This window comes from Caballeronia sp. LP006, assembly GCF_031450995.1.
Taxonomy (GTDB): Bacteria; Pseudomonadota; Gammaproteobacteria; order Burkholderiales; family Burkholderiaceae; genus Caballeronia.
The window spans coordinates 455,276-470,384 of the sequence record NZ_JARTVW010000002.1; the positions used below are offsets into that span (position 1 = coordinate 455,276).

Here is a 15,109-nt window from a genome sequence, read left to right on the forward strand (position 1 = left end):
CATGCCACGAATCCTTTCGGCCGGGAGCGTGTTGCTTGACGTTGCCCGCCATGCGCGCGTCGTCTTGCTGCTGGCGTTGGCGCTAACGTTAGCGAGTGTGTCGCACCAAGTCCGCGCGCAGACATCGGCGCCCATCACGCTAAGCGGCACCAGCATGTGCGCCGACGTGAGCGGCGAATCCAAAACACCGAACGCGCCAGTCATTACATGGCCCTGCACCGGCGGCGCGAATCAGCAATGGAAGCCGGTTGCTACAGGCACGCGCTACAACCTCATCAATCTCAATAGCGGTCTATGCATGGACGTGTCGGGTCAAAGTCCCGATCCCGGCGGTCCTATCATTCAATGGACCTGTAGTGGCGGCACGAATCAGGCGTTTTCGTTGATCCCGCAAGGCGGAGGTTACGCGATCGTCGCGGGACACAGCGGCTTGTGCGTGACCGCGTCGAGTACGACCTCACAAGGCGTGCAACTGACGCAGCAGGTGTGTAACGCAAGCGCCACGCAGACATGGAAAGTCAGCGGCTTGCCCGCGCCGCAAGCTGCATTGCCTTCGAAATGGACGGCGCCCATCACGTTGCCGCTCGTGCCGCTCCAAGCCGCGAATCTTCCCGATGGAACCGTGCTGGTCTGGTCGGCCGATAGCGCCCTCAACTTCACCTCTGGCGAAGTCACGCCCGGCAAGACGTACACGGCGATCTTCAATCCATCGACGGGCACGAGCAAACAAATGATCGTGACCAACACCGGGCACGACATGTTCTGTCCGGGTATCGCCAATCTTCCCGATGGCCGCATCTTCGTGACAGGCGGATCGAGCACGAAAAAGACCAGCATCTATTCGCCTACGACCGGCACATGGACGTCGAGCAATCAGATGAACATTTCGCGCGGCTATCAGGGCAGCGTGACCTTGAGCAACGGTAACGTGTTTCTCGTGGGCGGCTCGTGGAATGGCGGGCTCGGTGGAAAGACGGGCGAGACGTGGACCTCGGGCTCGGGCTGGCAAGTCAACGGCGCCATTCTCGACGACTACATCCTGACGAACGACGCTGCGGGCGTGTTCCGCGCCGACAACCACGCGTGGCTCTTCGCGGTCGCCAACGGACGCGTGTTTCATGCGGGCCCGAGCCGCGCCATGCACTGGTTCGACACGGCGGGCAACGGCAGCGTCACCGCAGCCGGCAACCGGGGCAGCGACAATGACGCGATGAACGGCAACGCGGTCATGTACGACGTCGGCAAGATACTTGCTGTGGGCGGCGCGCCGAGCTACGACCAATCGACGGCCACCTCCAATGCGACGCTGATCGACATCAGCAGCGGAACGGCGATCACGCGCACCATCGCACCGATGAGCTATCAGCGCGCGTTCAACAACAGCGTCGTGTTGCCGAATGGGCAGGTCGTCGTGATCGGCGGTCAGACCTTTGCCGTGCCGTTTTCGGACGACAACGCGATCCTCACGCCCGAGTTGTGGGACCCGACCACGAATGCGTTTTCGCGGCTCGCGCCACAAGCCGTACCGCGCACTTATCACAGCATGGCGCTGCTGCTGAACGATGGACGCGTGCTCAGCGGCGGCGGCGGATTGTGCGGCTCGTGCGCCACGAATCACACGAATGTCGAGATATTGACGCCGCCTTATCTTCTCAACGCGGACGGGTCCGCCGCAACCAGACCGACCATGAGTTCCGCGCCGACCGATGCGTTGCTCGGCACGACCATCGTCGTATCGGCGACCAAGGGCATGACAGCATTTGCGCTGATGCGCTCATCGTCGGCCACGCATTCGGTGAACAACGAACAGCGACGCGTGCCGCTGACGTTTACGGTGGGCACCGCTGGCGAGTACAAGTTGAAGATTCCGTCCGATCCGGGCATCGTCGTGCCCGGCTATTACATGCTTTTTGCGCTGAACGCGAAGGGCGTGCCGAGCCTCTCGCGTACCATGCGCGTGCATTGATGGCGCAGCGCTTGGTCGGCCTCGCGCTCGTTGCGATGGTAACGGTCGCCCATGCCGCATGTGAACCGCGCGACCTGGGCTGCGCGATTTTCGACGGAGAGCATCCGCTGTCGGCGCATTTGCGTGATGACGATCGCACGTTGCCTGCGTGGACGACTCGTTGCGTCAATTGCCATGTGGGCACATCGAAAGCGGCGGCCTTTGCGCCGCCGCTGACTCGCGAGTCCTTGCTTGGCGAAACGCGTCGTCGCGGAGGGCCGATGAGCCATTACGATCCCATCGCTTTTTGCCGCGCGATCAAGGATGGCGTCGATCCAGCGGACATCGTGCTTCGTCGGGCGATGCCGCGTTACAAGATTGCTGACGCACAGTGCGCCGCGCTCTGGCAATTCGTTATGAGCCGATGAGCGCGCATTCGTCGATGCGTCTTGAACGACGCAGCCGTTTCGAGCGGTCACGAGCACGGCACGGCGGCATGAGTGAATCGGTTGATCGTTGCTTGAAAGACTCAAGCCACCTTCGCCCCCTTCACCACCTCCCCCAGCAACTCCGCATGCAGCCCCTTCAGCACCTTCACGAACTCCGATGCCAATCTCTCCCTCGGCCGATGCGGCGGAAACAGCAAATAAGTCGGAAACAACGTAGCCGGCAAAAACGGCTTGATGACAATTCCCGGACCCGCGAAATCCCGCGCGACGATCGGATGCGCGAGCGTCACGCCCATCCCATGACGCACCATCTCGCAGCACATTGCCGTGTACTGCGCCTCGATCGCAAGCACGCGCTCCACGCCCGCACGCTGAAACACCTCGTCCATCAGCGTGCGCGTGCCGTCGCCGTGACACAGCGAGATGAACGACTCGCCTTCGAGATCCTGCGGCTTGATACTGCGTTTCGACGCCAGCCGATGCCCCTCCGGCATAACGCACACCGCCGCCACGTTCGACAACTGCTCGACCTCGCAATCCGACGCCTCGCTCACATACACGGCCACGCCGAGATCGCAGAACTGCGACGCCGTCCAGTGATTGACCGTACCCGATGTGTTCACGTGCAACGACACGGTCACCGTCGGATATAACTCGACGAAGCGCTTGATCGCATGCGGCACGAGAGTCATGCCCGCCGATGGCATCGCCGCTATGCGCAAACGTCCGCTGCCGAGATTGCGTATCTGCGCCGCCGCGTTCGCCAGTCCCTGCAAGCCGACGAACGCACGTTCGACCTCGCGGAAGAACGCGGTGCCCTCGCTCGTGGGTATCAACCGCACGCCGCTGCGCTGAAAAAGCTGCAAGCCGGTTTCGCGTTCGAGCTGCGAAATCAGCCGGCTCACGTTCGGCTGCGAGGTAAAGAGCGCCTTGGCCGCCGCGGTCATCGACCCCGAGACCATGACCGCCCGAAACGCCTCGATGTGCTTCAGATTCATGCGTGATCTCCCTCTCCGGGTGAACCCCGATCCATATCATCCATGCATAGGTAGGTATTTTATTCGTATTGGACGATATGGTCCGGCGGCGCGAAACTGCATTTCAACGACGGGTCATGAAGCCCGCCCCCACACCCCGGATCTGGAGATCGTCGTCATGAAAAGAGCGTTGCATCGCCGTCTGTCCGTCCCCGCTTGTACCGCCTTCGCGGCTCTTTCTTTCGCCGCTCCGCTTCTCGCTCACGCCGAAACCACGCTCTATGTCGCCAATGTGGGCGGCTCGAACGAGCAGTTGTATCGCCAGAAAATCATCCCGCCGTTCGAAAAGGCGCATGACGTCAAGATCGTCTACGTCGCGGGCAACTCCAGCGATACCCTCGCCAAGTTGCAAGCGCAAAAGGGCCATCAGCAGATCAACGTCGCCGTGATGGACGACGGGCCCATGTATCAGGCGATGCAGCTCAATCTCTGCGCCAAGCTCGACGAAGCGCCCGTGATGAAGGACGTCTATCCGCTCGCGCGTCTCGGCGCGACGTCGATCGGCGTCGGCATGGTGGCGACGGGCATCGGCTACAACGAGGAAGCGTTCAAGAAGGCCGGTCTGCCGCCGCCCGATTCGTGGAAAGTGCTCACCGACAAGCGCATCAAGGGCAAGCTCGGCGTGCCGCCGATCACCAACACGTATGGTCTGCATACGCTCGTCATGCTCGCGCGTCTGAACGGCGGCGGCGAGAAGAATATCGAGCCGGGCTTCGCGGCGATGACCAAGGATGTCGCGCCGAACGTGCTGTCCTGGGCGCCCACGCCCGGCGAAATGGACGGTCAGATGCAATCCGGCGACGTGGTGCTCGCGCCCTACGGCAGCGGTCGCGCGGTTGCGCTGCAGAACACGGGCTTTCCGCTCAAGTTCGTCTACCCGAAGGAAGGCGCGGTCGCGTTGCAGGTGGCGGCATGTGCCATCGCCGAGAACGCACAGCCGCAGTTGTCGCAGCAGTTCGTCCAGTATCTTCTGAGCCCGGAAGTGCAGGCGTTGCAGGCGCAAGGCATCGGTCTCGGTCCGGTCAACAAGACGGTCAAGCTGACGCCGGAAATCGCCGCGCGCGTGCCTTACGGTCCCGACCAGATCGCGAAACTGACCGCGATGGACTGGACCACGATCAACCAGCATCGCACCGAGTGGACGGAGCGCTGGAACCGTTCGGTCGAGCGTTGAACCCCACACCGGCATGAAGGAGCGAGGCGCATGGCCTTCCTGACTCTGCAAGGTATCTCGAAACGCTACAGCGATTTCACGGCGATCGAACAACTCGATCTCGATGTCGAACGCGGCGAACTTCTCGCGCTGCTCGGACCTTCGGGTTGCGGCAAGACGACCACGCTGCAAATGGTGGCGGGGTTCGTCACGCCGACCACGGGCCGCATTCTGCTCGATGGCCGCGACATCACGCACGAACGTCCGGAGAAACGCGGCATCGGCGTGGTGTTTCAAAGCTATGCGCTCTTTCCGCACATGACGGTGGCGGGCAACGTCGGCTTCGGTCTGGAAATGCGCAAGGTCAAGCGCCGCGAACGCGAAGAGCGCGTGGAAGAAGCACTCGCGCTCGTGCGTCTAAAGGGACTCGGGCATCGCTATCCGAAGGAGTTGTCGGGCGGCCAGCGGCAGCGCGTGGCCATTGCACGCGCCATCGCCATGCAGCCCGAACTGCTCTTGCTCGACGAACCGATGTCCAATCTCGATGCCAAGCTGCGCGAGGAAATGCATATCGAACTGCGGGCGATTCAAAAGCGCCTCGGCATCACGACGATCCTCGTCACGCACGATCAGGTCGAAGCCATGACCATGAGCGATCGCATTGCGGTGATGCATCGCGGAACCATCGCTCAATTGAGCACGCCATACGACGCCTACGAGCGTCCCGCCACGCCGTTCGCATCGACCTTTCTCGGGCGCACCAATACGTTTTCCGGCGAAGTCCTGCGGCGCAATCCGCGTTGCGCCGAAGTCGATGTACTCGGCACCACGCTGCACGTGCCGCACGAAGGCCGTCATGTGAACGGCGCGGTCAACGTTTATATCCGCCCGGAGAAGGTGCATATCGCCAATGGCGCAGCGCGCGTGCGCGGACGTATTGCAACGCGCGTGTTCGTCGGCAATCAGTGGCTGCTCGAAGTGGAAACGGAACTCGGCAAGCTGCGTGTCGCGCAGCCGAATCACGGTGCTCCGCCGCCCGAGGAAGGTCACGAAGTCGGCCTTGCCTGGACCGACGACGATCTGCGCGTGCTCACGCAAGATGCTCCGGAGGGCGCTCATGGCCACGCTTGACGACGACCGTCCCGGCGCCGCGCCGTGGCTCCTGTCCGGCCCCGCGCTGCTGCTTTTTGTCGGCTTGCTGCTGGCGCCGCTCGCGCTCACGCTCGTGCTGTCGTTTCGCGTTTTCAGCGACACGGCCGGCGTCACCGCCGCCTACACGCTCACGAACTATTGGGAAGTAGTGAGCGACCCGTACTACCACACCATCTTTCTGCGCACTGCCGGCCTCGCCTTCGCGGTCACGCTGCTCTCCATCGTGCTTGGCGTGCCGGAAACTATCGTGCTCGCGCGCATGAAGAAGCCGTGGCAGTCGCTGTGTCTTCTCGTCGTGCTCGGCCCGCTCCTGATCTCGGTCGTGGTGCGCACGCTCGGCTGGCAGATCCTGCTCGGCAACAACGGCGTGCTCAACAACGTGCTGCAAGCGCTGAAAATCACCGATGAACCCATCCGCCTCGTCTTCACGATGACCGGCATGATCATCGCGCTCACGCACGTTCTGGTGCCCTTCATGGTGATGTCCGTGTGGGCCACCATGCAAAAGCTCGACCCGCAAGTGGAATGGGCCGGACGCTCGCTCGGCGGCTCGTCGTTCGCGGTGTTCCGCCGCGTGGTGCTGCCGCAGATCATGCCGGGCGTGCTGTCGGGATCGATCATCGTGTTCGCGCTGTCGGCATCGGCGTTCGCCACGCCAGCGCTGATCGGCGGACGGCGTCTGAAGGTCGTCGCCACCGCTGCCTACGACGAGTTTCTCGGCACGCTCAACTGGCCGCTCGGCGCGAGTATCGCCGTGTTGTTGCTGATCGCGAACGTGGCAATCGTCATGGGTTGCAGCCGCCTCGCCGAACGCCGGTTCCGGCATATCTTCGACTAACGCGGACGACGATCATGAAACAGAACGGCATTCTCGGGCTCGTCTACAACGCGTTCTTCCTGACCTTCATCATGGCGCCGCTCGTGGTCGTGATGCTCGTCGCCTTCACCGACAAAGGCTTCATCTCGATGCCTTTCGATGGCGCGTCGCTGCGCTGGTTCCGCGCGATCGTCGAGAACGGCGACATCGTTTCGGCGTTCTGGCTGTCGATCCGCCTCGCGTTCGCGGCGGCGACCATCGGCGTGCTGCTCGCGGTGCCCGCGGCGCTGGCCATCGCGCGTTATCGCTTTCCCGGCCGCGCCGCGCTCACGAGCTTTTTCCTCTCGCCGATGATGATCCCCGCCGTCGTGCTCGGCATCGCGTTCCTGCGCTTTCTGTCGCTGCTGCATCTGTCGGGATCGTTCTGGTCGCTGGTATGCGCGCACGTCATCATCGTCTTGCCGTATGCGTTGCGGCTTGCGCTTTCGTCCGCCGTCGGCCTGGATCGCGATGCCGAACGCGCCGCGCTTTCATGTGGCGCGAGCCGCTTCACCGCATTCCGCCGCGTGGTCCTGCCGATGATCCGCACCGGCGTGGCAGGCGGCTGGGTGCTCTCGTTCATCCAGAGTTTCGACGAACTCACGATGACCATTTTCGTCGCGACGCCCGGCACGACCACGCTGCCCGTCGCCATGTACAACCAGATCGCGCAGACGATCGATCCGCTGGTCGCCTCGGTCTCGGCGGTGCTGATCGTCGGCACGGTGTTGCTGATGATCCTGCTCGACCGCATGGTCGGACTGGACCGCATTCTGATCGGAGAAGCGCGATGACACTTTCAACCTCCGCCAGCCCCGACGTGCTCGTGCTCGGCGGCGGCCTGGTCGGTTCCGCCGTGGCTTACGGTCTTGCCCGCGAAGGCGCGCGCGTGACCGTGCTCGACGAAGACGACGGCGGCTTTCGCGCCTCGCGCGGCAACTTCGGCCTCGTATGGATTCAAGGCAAGGGCTACGGCCTCTCGCCTTACGCACGCTGGTCGCGCAGTTCGGCCACGCGCTGGCCCGGACTCGCCGAGAGCCTCTTGAACGAAACGGGCATCGACGTGGCCTTGCGCCAGCCGGGCGGCTTCCACTTTTGCTTCAACGACGACGAACTCGCCGACCGCGAGAAGCGTCTCTCGACGCTCAAGGCCGAGATCGGCGACTACCCGTATCAGATGCTCGATGCCGCCGAGATTCGCGAGCGCATTCCGCAGATCGGCCCGCAAGTGATCGGCGCGAGCTACACGCCGATGGACGGCCATGTGAACCCGCTCAAGCTCTTGCGCGCGCTTCATTCGGCGATGCAGGCGCGCGGCGTGAAGCTCGTCTCGGGCGAACGCGCGGAACGCATCGAACCGGACGCGAACGGCCAAGGCTTCGTCGTGCATGGCAAGCGCGGAACGTATCGCGCGGGGCGTGTCGTGCTTGCGGCTGGCCTCGGAAACCGCATGCTCGCGCCGTTCGTCGGATTGAACGCGCCGGTCGCGCCGAATCGCGGGCAGGTGCTGGTGAGCGAACGCGTCGCGCCGTTTCTCGACTATCCGACGCTCAACGTGCGCCAGACCGACGAAGGCAGCGTGCAGTTCGGCGATTCGATGGAAGAAGTCGGCTTCAACGATTTCACGACCACGCATGTGCTCGCCGATATCGCGCGGCGCGGCGTGCGCGCGTTCCCGATGTTGCAGCACGTGCGGCTCGTGCGGATGTGGGCCGCGCTGCGCGTCTACAGCGCGGACGGCTTTCCGATCTACGACCGGTCGGAAGCGCATCCTGGCGCGTTCGTCGTCACTTGCCATAGCGGCGTGACGCTCGCCGCCGCGCATGCCATGCGCGTGGCGCCGTGGATCACCGGTGCACCCGTGCCCGAGGAATTGCCGACCTTCTCCGCACGCCGCTTCGAGAACGCTCAAGAACCGATTCCCGCACACTGAATTCGACATGACTTCCCAATCGACTCACACGCTGTTCAAGCCGCTGCCGGGGGAATCCGCCGCGGCCATCGAGATCTTCTTCAACGATCAGCCTTTGTCCGTGCCAGGCGGCCGTTCCGTCGCGGCCGCGCTGCTCGCGGCGGGCGTCTCGCGCTTTCGTGCGACGCCGGTGTCGGGTGCGCCGCGCGCGCCGTATTGCATGATGGGCGCGTGCTTCGAATGCCTCGTCGAAATCGACGGCATTCCGAGCCGTCAGAGTTGCATGGTCGAAGTGCAGGCGGGCATGCGTATCCGCTCGCAGGAAGGCGCGCGCGATCTGCCGCCCATGACACTCGCCGATACCCCGCTGGAGAACGCGCATGGCCGCTGATTTCGCCTCCGAAGCCGTCGATGTGGTCGTGATCGGCGCTGGACCGGCCGGCATGAGCGCGGCCACGCGCACCGCCCGCGCGGGCCTCAAAACCGTGTTGATCGATGAACAGGACGCCGTGGGCGGCCAGATTTATCGTGGCATCGCTCACGCCGATGCGCGTCGCAAGGAAATACTTGGCCCCGACTACGCGGCGGGCGCGGAGATCGCCCGTGCGTTCGCGGCATCGGGCGCGCGTCACGTGACCAATGCGAGCGTCTGGCAAGTCACGCGCGAGCGCGGCATCAACTATCTGAAGGACGGCAAGATCGGCAGCTTCGACGCGCAACGCGTGGTTCTCGCAAGCGGCGCGCTGGAGCGGCCCTTCCCGATTCCCGGCTGGACGCTGCCCGGCGTGCTGACGGCGGGTGCCGCGCAGATTCTCCTGAAGAGCGCGGGCGAAGTGCCTGCCGCGCCACCGGTTCTCGCGGGCTGCGGGCCGTTGCTGTATCTGCTTGGCTGGCAATATGTGCGCGCCGGCGTGCCGATTCGCGCGCTCGTCGATACCACGCGTCACGAAGACCGCTGGCGCGCGAAGCGTCACATGCTGTCCGCGTTGCGCGCGTGGCCCTTCCTGAGCAAGGGCCTGCAACTGATCCGCACCTTGCGCGACGCCGGCGTGCCGATCTTCGAAGCGGCCGACGATCTGCGCGTGGAAGGGCGCATCGGCGCGGATAACGTCGAGCATGCGGCCGCGCTTCACTTCACGACGCAAGGCGCGGCGCACCGCCTTGAAGCGGACGTGATCCTGCTGCATCAGGGCGTCGTGCCGAATACGCAGTTCACGCAGGCTTTGCGGGCGTCGCATCGCTGGGACGACGCGCAGCTTTGCTTCACGCCCAAAGTCGATGCGTGGGGCGAGCTGGATGTGCCCGGCATCTTCGTCGCGGGCGACGGCGCGGGTATCGGCGGCGCGCAGGCGGCGGCCTTGCAGGGCTCGCTCGCGGGCCTCGCGGTCGCGGCGCAACTCGGCGCGCTGAACGCCGCCACGCGCGACGCCGAAGCGGCCGGGCAGCGCCGCGCGCTGGCGGGCGTGCTGCGCATCCGGCCATTTCTCGACAGCCTTTATCGTCCGCGCGATATCAACCGCATTCCGCGCAACGAGACTATCGTGTGCCGCTGCGAGGAAGTCACGGCGGGCGAATTGCGCAAATTCGTCGAGATGGGTTGCGTCGGACCGAATCAGGCGAAGTCGTTTGGACGTTGCGGCATGGGTCCGTGTCAGGGCCGCATGTGCGGTCTCACGGTGACCGAAGTCATCGCGGATGCGCGGCGCGTCACGCCCGCCGAAGTCGGCTACTACCGCATTCGTCCGCCGATCAAGCCGCTCACGCTCGGAGAACTCGCCGGTGAATGACGCAACCGACGTTCAGGAAGCCGATGTGCTCGTGGTTGGCGGCGGACTGCACGGCACGAGCAGCGCGTTCCACATGGCGCGGCGCGGCGCGAAGGTGATCGTGCTCGAAGCCGATTACGTCGCGCGTCATTCGTCCGGCGTGAATGCGGGCGGCGTACGCACGCTCGGACGCGCGCTGCCCGAGATTCCGCTCGCGCTGATGTCGCGTGAAATCTGGCATGGCATGCGCGATCTGATTGGCGAGGATGGCGGCTTCGTGCCATCGGGCCAGCTCAAGATAGCCGAGACGGACGATGAACTCGAAGCATGCCGCGAGCGCGTCGCCCTGCTCGAATCGCATGGCTTCACGCACGAGAAAGTGATAGACCGAGAGGCCGTGCTCGAACTCGAACCCGCGCTGGCTCGGCATGTCACGGGCGGCATCTGGGTCGAGCGCGATGGCTTCGCGCTGCCGTATCGCACGACCACGGCCTTCCGGCTCGCCGCGCAAAAACTCGGCGCGCGCTTTCTGGAAGGCACGCCGGTGCGTCGTATCGAGCAACGCGGCGCGCGCTGGTTCGCCTACACGCCGCACGGCACGTTCAGTGCGGAAAAGCTGCTCGTCACGGCGGGCGCGTGGTCCGGCGAACTCGCGAAACAGGTGGGCGAGCCGGTGCCGGTGCATCCCGAAGGTCTGATGCTGATGGTCACGCATCGCGTCGCGCCCTTCTGTCGCGCGACACTCGGCGCAACGGGACGGCCGCTGTCCTTCAAGCAGTTCGATAACGGCACGGTGGTGATCGGCGGCAAGCTGATCGGCATTGCGGACCTGCTTGCGCGTCATGGCGAAGTGGATTTCGTGCGCCTCGTGCGCAGCGCGAAAACCGTCACCGATCTGTTCCCGCATCTGCGCCATCTGGGCGTCAATCGCGCGTGGGCCGGTGTTGAGGCATTCACCGAGGATGAGCTTCCAGTGATCTCTGCAAGCCGCAAGGCATCGAATCTCTATTACTCGTTTGGCTATTGCGGCAGCGGTTTTCAGCTCGGGCCGGGCTGCGGCAAGCTCGTCTCCGAACTCATGCTCGATGGCGCGCCGTCCATTTCACTCGATGCATTCGCCATCGATCGCTTCGGGCGCGCGGCCGCTTCTTCTTCGGATGCGAATACCGCGCGTCTCGTCGCGCATTGAATGCCGCGCGTTTTCGCGCGGCGACTTCGTTTCAATCTCAACGTTCAAGGAAAAAAATCATGGGCGATATCGTTCGCATCGACACCAATCAGCGGATGAGCCGCGTCGTCAAGGCAGCGGGTCTCGTGTTTATCGGCGGCCAGACTTCCGCCGATCATTCGCCGGATATCAAACTGCAAACCGCCAAGGTGCTCGAAAAGATCGACGGCTTTCTGGAGAAAGCGGGCATCGACAAGACGCGTCTCGTGTCGGCACAAGTGTGGCTTGCGGATATTTCCCGCGATTTCAGCGGCATGAACGAAGTGTGGGATGCGTGGGTGCCGCAAGGGCATGCGCCGACCCGCGCGACGGTGCAAGCGCAATTGGCAACGCCCGAGTTGCTGGTGGAGATCGCGGTGGTGGCGTTGGCGTGAACGGGCTGCTACCGCTTATCGCTTTTCGTGATTTGAATGTGCGAAACGCACCGCACAAAAAGCCACGTTTCATGGTAACTTCCAGCCTGTTCATCGCACGGTTGCGATGAGCGAGTTCTCGGGGCGGGGTGAGATTCCCCACCGGCGGTAATCGTTTCCCGATGTTTCCACGGAAGAGACGTAGCCCGCGAGCGCTCTCCGGTTTTCACGGTCGGAGAGGTCAGCAGACCCGGTTTGATTCCGGGGCCGACGGTATAGTCCGGATGAAAGAGAACAGGACAGTCAGTGTGCTTCGTCACGCTTCGTTCGCGCTTATTTTGTCGCGTGCGAAGGCCATTGGCCGTCCTTCGCCCTGTTCACACCAAACAGGCTGATGTCCATGAACTTTTCCAATTCGAACGAAACCCAAGCAGTATCGGCTGCAGGCTCCACTCGTGCGCGCGTCGCTTTCGTGCAAGCTTGCTGGCATCGCGATATCGTCGATCAATGCAAGACCTCGTTCATCGAAGCCATGCAGAAGCGCGGTTACACAGCGGACGATATCGATCTCTACGAAGTCGCTGGCGCATTCGAGATTCCGCTGCACGCCAAACGTCTTGCACTAAGCGGCCAATACGTGGGCATTGTCGCGGCGGGACTGGTGGTCGATGGCGGAATTTATCGGCACGAGTTCGTCGCGACGGCTGTCATCAACGGCTTGATGCAGGTGCAACTCGAAACCGGCACGCCGGTTTTTTCGGCCGTGCTTACGCCGCATCATTTTCATCATGGCGAAGAGCATATCGGCTTCTTCAAGGAGCACTTTCTCGTGAAGGGTGCGGAAGCGGCGCATGCTTGCGCGGATACGATCGCCAAGTTGAGTGCGTTGCCGGTGGCGGGTTGAGCATTCGAAGCAGATGAGCGGGCTTTTTGACGAAGGCCCGCTTTAATCGCAAAGCGACGTTCTTCAATCGCCGACCGCGAACAGCCGCCGATCCCACACCACGATATCGGTTCCGGAACCACGATCCGCGCGGCATCGGGATGAGCGGATTTCACTACGGCGTTGAGCTCAGCGCACGCAATCACGGCCGGAACCCGCAACACGGCGGACTTTGCGTTACGCCGCGATCCACTCAACTTGCCGAATCCCCTGGTTTCACCGCGCGCATGGAATCCAGCGCCTGCAACACCTCTCCATCCGACGACACCACGCAGAGCCCCGCCGACTGTAAATCGTCATTGCCGACCGTCGCGAAGCCCGCTATTAGCAACGCCGCCAGCACCACACCCGCCACCCATCCCAGACGCTTTTTCATGATGTTCCCCGCTCATGCTTCTCGAATGACTCCATGAAGCGCACTTTGCGCCAGCAGAGTTACACGAGCGTTAGCAAAAGGAAGCACGGGGGTTTCATCTGAAACATAGCTCCGTTACACGCCCATCAAGGCTGCAACGCCGCAACGTCACGCCGATTTCCGCCAAAAATCAAGCGAAACGCGTGTTACACTCGGTTCGCTTTTTTAAGACAATTCCTCTTGCCCGATCCGCCAAATCGTCTTTAGGGAGTACTGGCATCCGGTCACGGAATCAGGGAATCAAGGAATCGGCAAGTTGCGCACGACCGGCTGGCCATCGGGATACACCGCGAGCGTGTTGCCCGGGTCGTATGGCAGATCGGCGGACATCGGCTTGCCGTCGAGCATGAAATCAACCTTGTAGAGATCGCCGCCGCGAAAGCGGGCGTGCTGGACATCGCCGCATTGGTCGTTCGTCACGAAGTGCTCCACCGGCACGTCGACGGGTGAATCGGGCGTGGCCGGCTTCGGCGGGGGAATCAGGAAATGCCAGAGCGCCATGCCGATAAGGCCGCCCGCCACGCCGCCGGCGACCGTCACCGATATCTTGTGCGTCAGCGCGTGCCCAAGCACGCCGCCGCCCGCACCCAGCAGGATGCCGAACGGTCCGACCACCCAGCCCACGGCGCCGCCCGCGAGCGCGGCCGGCAAAATCCAAATGCGCTCCGCCAGAAAATGCGCCGCGAGCCACGCCGCGCCCGCCGCCCCGAGCGGAGCGCCAGTCAGACCTTCGATATGCCGCACGAACCACGGGCGCGCATTCGCCTGCGCCACCTCGAACTCGCGCACGGTGGTGAGCGTCGGGCGGCACTCGTGCTGACTGGCGAGCGTGGTCGTGGTGAGCGTGCTGACGGAAACGACCGGCACGGTGACGGGCAGGCCCGTGTGCGCAACTTCGGTCGATTGCACCTCAGGTTGAGCGGTGTCGCTGCCGTTAACCGTGTTAGCCATATCGGCGGCCCTGCATCCGGGTGCGGTGGCCGAAAGCATCGCGAAAGTCATCAAGCATGCGGTCGCGACGGCAAGACGGCGCAAGGCCGGCTTCGGCGGCAAGGATCGCTTGGCCAGACCATGACTACGACTACGATTACGACGGGAAAGATCGAGGGACATGAGTAGACCGACTCTCAGGCAAGCCGAATTTGCCGCAAGCGTAGCAGAGCAGACGATTCGCGTCGCCCCCACGTTGCGACGCGCGGCGCAACGCGTACTCACCGTCTGCGCGCTCGCCTTCGGCTTGGTACTCGCGGGCTGCTCCATGTTCAGCGGCACGAGCGCGAAGCAGGCCGTCGCGGCCGTCGACTGGAGCGCGGCGGGCGACGCCATCCTCGTGCAGCTCGACGCCGACGATCTACTCAACGAATACAACAACGAGCCGCATACGCTCCTGCTCGGCGTGGTGCAGACCGCCGACGCCGATTCGTTTCGCAAACTGTCGGCCGATGCCGGCACGCTCGCCTCGACGCTCGGCGAAGCGGCGCCGAATCCCGCGATCCTTCAGCTCACGCGCTACGTCGTGCAGCCGGGCGGTCACACGATCCTCTCGATCGATCGCGCCGCGAAAGCGAAGATGGTCGGGCTGATCGCGGGCTTCTACACGATGGACCCGGCGTCCAGCGCGCGTCTCTTCGAGATTCCGCTCGCCATATCGAATCAGGCGTTCGTCGGCCACGATTATGCGGCGCAACCGCAAACGCTTGCGTTGCGCCTGTCGCTCGGACGTGATGCGATCAGCGACGCCGCGCGTCTGAATCCGGAACCGCCGCAGATCGTCGCCGCGCAAAAACGCGCACAGGCGAAGCAGCAGATCGTGCCGCTCGACGGCGGCGGCAAGGAAGTGCCGCTCACGCCATCGAACGGCGCAGCCGATACCGCCACCATCAAACTCCCCAACTGACGA

15 protein-coding genes and 1 riboswitch are annotated in these 15,109 nt (G+C 63.6%); of the genes, 12 read left to right on the forward strand and 3 right to left on the reverse strand.

The features are described from left to right. Position 1: 1 nt before the first annotated feature. On the forward strand, positions 2 to 1,966 hold the full coding sequence (locus P9250_RS02810; protein ID WP_250468059.1) for an RICIN domain-containing protein: 1,965 nt from the start codon (positions 2 to 4) through the stop codon (positions 1,964 to 1,966). A gap of 508 nt (positions 1,967 to 2,474) precedes the next feature. On the opposite strand, the gene P9250_RS02815 is transcribed toward P9250_RS02810, so the two are convergent. Beyond that, positions 2,475 to 3,392 carry a LysR substrate-binding domain-containing protein gene (locus P9250_RS02815; protein WP_250468061.1) on the reverse strand — a complete coding sequence of 306 codons (918 nt, stop codon included), beginning with the start codon at positions 3,390 to 3,392 and terminating at the stop codon, positions 2,475 to 2,477. A 157-nt stretch (positions 3,393 to 3,549) separates the two neighbouring features. On the opposite strand from P9250_RS02815, the gene P9250_RS02820 reads away from it, so the two are divergent. The 10 genes from P9250_RS02820 (at position 3,550) to P9250_RS02865 (ending at position 12,755) form a co-directional block, all read left to right on the forward strand. Continuing rightward, positions 3,550 to 4,605 carry an ABC transporter substrate-binding protein gene (locus P9250_RS02820; RefSeq protein ID WP_244831842.1) on the forward strand — a complete coding sequence of 352 codons (1,056 nt, stop codon included), beginning with the start codon at positions 3,550 to 3,552 and terminating at the stop codon, positions 4,603 to 4,605. A 30-nt stretch (positions 4,606 to 4,635) separates the two neighbouring features. Next, positions 4,636 to 5,715 (forward strand): ABC transporter ATP-binding protein, encoded by a 1,080-nt coding sequence (locus P9250_RS02825; RefSeq protein ID WP_310390984.1) that lies wholly within the window; start codon positions 4,636 to 4,638, stop codon positions 5,713 to 5,715. Beyond that, entirely contained in the window at positions 5,702 to 6,574 is an 873-nt protein-coding gene (locus P9250_RS02830; RefSeq protein ID WP_244831844.1) for an ABC transporter permease, read from the forward strand. Before P9250_RS02825 ends, P9250_RS02830 begins: the two co-directional genes overlap by 14 nt. 14 nt (positions 6,575 to 6,588) lie before the next feature. Continuing rightward, a complete protein-coding gene (locus P9250_RS02835; protein WP_250468062.1) occupies positions 6,589 to 7,386 on the forward strand; it encodes an ABC transporter permease in 798 nt (265 codons plus the stop codon). Then, complete coding sequence (locus tag P9250_RS02840) at positions 7,383 to 8,525, forward strand: FAD-binding oxidoreductase (protein ID WP_244831845.1); 1,143 nt, start codon at positions 7,383 to 7,385, stop codon at positions 8,523 to 8,525. The genes P9250_RS02835 and P9250_RS02840 overlap by 4 nt, the downstream gene beginning before the upstream one ends. A gap of 7 nt (positions 8,526 to 8,532) precedes the next feature. Further along, complete coding sequence (locus P9250_RS02845) at positions 8,533 to 8,895, forward strand: (2Fe-2S)-binding protein (RefSeq protein WP_244831846.1); 363 nt, start codon at positions 8,533 to 8,535, stop codon at positions 8,893 to 8,895. Beyond that, entirely contained in the window at positions 8,885 to 10,291 is a 1,407-nt protein-coding gene (locus P9250_RS02850; protein ID WP_310390987.1) for an FAD-dependent oxidoreductase, read from the forward strand. The genes P9250_RS02845 and P9250_RS02850 overlap by 11 nt, the downstream gene beginning before the upstream one ends. Next, positions 10,284 to 11,459, forward strand: a complete 1,176-nt coding sequence (locus P9250_RS02855; RefSeq protein WP_309846325.1) for an FAD-binding oxidoreductase — start codon at positions 10,284 to 10,286, stop codon at positions 11,457 to 11,459. Before P9250_RS02850 ends, P9250_RS02855 begins: the two co-directional genes overlap by 8 nt. A 59-nt stretch (positions 11,460 to 11,518) precedes the next feature. Continuing rightward, positions 11,519 to 11,872: a RidA family protein gene (locus tag P9250_RS02860; RefSeq protein WP_250468066.1), complete on the forward strand. Its 354-nt coding sequence runs from the start codon at positions 11,519 to 11,521 to the stop codon at positions 11,870 to 11,872. Positions 11,873 to 11,982: 110 nt separating this feature from the next. Beyond that, a riboswitch (FMN riboswitch) is annotated at positions 11,983 to 12,151 on the forward strand. Between the two features lie 100 nt (positions 12,152 to 12,251). Further along, positions 12,252 to 12,755, forward strand: a complete 504-nt coding sequence (locus tag P9250_RS02865; RefSeq protein WP_310390991.1) for a 6,7-dimethyl-8-ribityllumazine synthase — start codon at positions 12,252 to 12,254, stop codon at positions 12,753 to 12,755. A 232-nt stretch (positions 12,756 to 12,987) separates the two neighbouring features. Here the strand turns inward: P9250_RS02865 and P9250_RS02870 are convergent, their stop codons facing one another. Beyond that, positions 12,988 to 13,170: a hypothetical protein gene (locus P9250_RS02870; protein ID WP_250495318.1), complete on the reverse strand. Its 183-nt coding sequence runs from the start codon at positions 13,168 to 13,170 to the stop codon at positions 12,988 to 12,990. A gap of 279 nt (positions 13,171 to 13,449) precedes the next feature. Then, on the reverse strand, positions 13,450 to 14,160 hold the full coding sequence (locus tag P9250_RS02875; RefSeq protein ID WP_244831853.1) for a hypothetical protein: 711 nt from the start codon (positions 14,158 to 14,160) through the stop codon (positions 13,450 to 13,452). A gap of 160 nt (positions 14,161 to 14,320) precedes the next feature. Between P9250_RS02875 and P9250_RS02880 the strand changes: the two genes are divergently transcribed. Beyond that, on the forward strand, positions 14,321 to 15,106 hold the full coding sequence (locus tag P9250_RS02880; protein WP_244831854.1) for a type VI secretion lipoprotein TssJ: 786 nt from the start codon (positions 14,321 to 14,323) through the stop codon (positions 15,104 to 15,106). The last annotated feature ends 3 nt before the right edge of the window (positions 15,107 to 15,109 follow it).

Excerpts from the sequence above, each read along its gene's own strand:
- P9250_RS02875 (WP_244831853.1), bottom strand. The coding sequence starts at position 14,160 with ATGGCTAACACGGTTAACGGCAGCGACACCGCTCAACCTGAGGTGCAA.
- P9250_RS02860 (WP_250468066.1), top strand. The coding sequence starts at position 11,519 with ATGGGCGATATCGTTCGCATCGACACCAATCAGCGGATGAGCCGCGTC.
- P9250_RS02870 (WP_250495318.1), bottom strand. The coding sequence starts at position 13,170 with ATGAAAAAGCGTCTGGGATGGGTGGCGGGTGTGGTGCTGGCGGCGTTG.
- P9250_RS02815 (WP_250468061.1), bottom strand. The coding sequence starts at position 3,392 with ATGAATCTGAAGCACATCGAGGCGTTTCGGGCGGTCATGGTCTCGGGG.
- P9250_RS02825 (WP_310390984.1), top strand. The coding sequence starts at position 4,636 with ATGGCCTTCCTGACTCTGCAAGGTATCTCGAAACGCTACAGCGATTTC.
- P9250_RS02830 (WP_244831844.1), top strand. The coding sequence starts at position 5,702 with ATGGCCACGCTTGACGACGACCGTCCCGGCGCCGCGCCGTGGCTCCTG.
- P9250_RS02865 (WP_310390991.1), top strand. The coding sequence starts at position 12,252 with ATGAACTTTTCCAATTCGAACGAAACCCAAGCAGTATCGGCTGCAGGC.
- P9250_RS02850 (WP_310390987.1), top strand. The coding sequence starts at position 8,885 with ATGGCCGCTGATTTCGCCTCCGAAGCCGTCGATGTGGTCGTGATCGGC.
- P9250_RS02835 (WP_250468062.1), top strand. The coding sequence starts at position 6,589 with ATGAAACAGAACGGCATTCTCGGGCTCGTCTACAACGCGTTCTTCCTG.
- P9250_RS02845 (WP_244831846.1), top strand. The coding sequence starts at position 8,533 with ATGACTTCCCAATCGACTCACACGCTGTTCAAGCCGCTGCCGGGGGAA.
- P9250_RS02820 (WP_244831842.1), top strand. The coding sequence starts at position 3,550 with ATGAAAAGAGCGTTGCATCGCCGTCTGTCCGTCCCCGCTTGTACCGCC.
- P9250_RS02840 (WP_244831845.1), top strand. The coding sequence starts at position 7,383 with ATGACACTTTCAACCTCCGCCAGCCCCGACGTGCTCGTGCTCGGCGGC.
- P9250_RS02810 (WP_250468059.1), top strand. The coding sequence starts at position 2 with ATGCCACGAATCCTTTCGGCCGGGAGCGTGTTGCTTGACGTTGCCCGC.
- P9250_RS02880 (WP_244831854.1), top strand. The coding sequence starts at position 14,321 with ATGAGTAGACCGACTCTCAGGCAAGCCGAATTTGCCGCAAGCGTAGCA.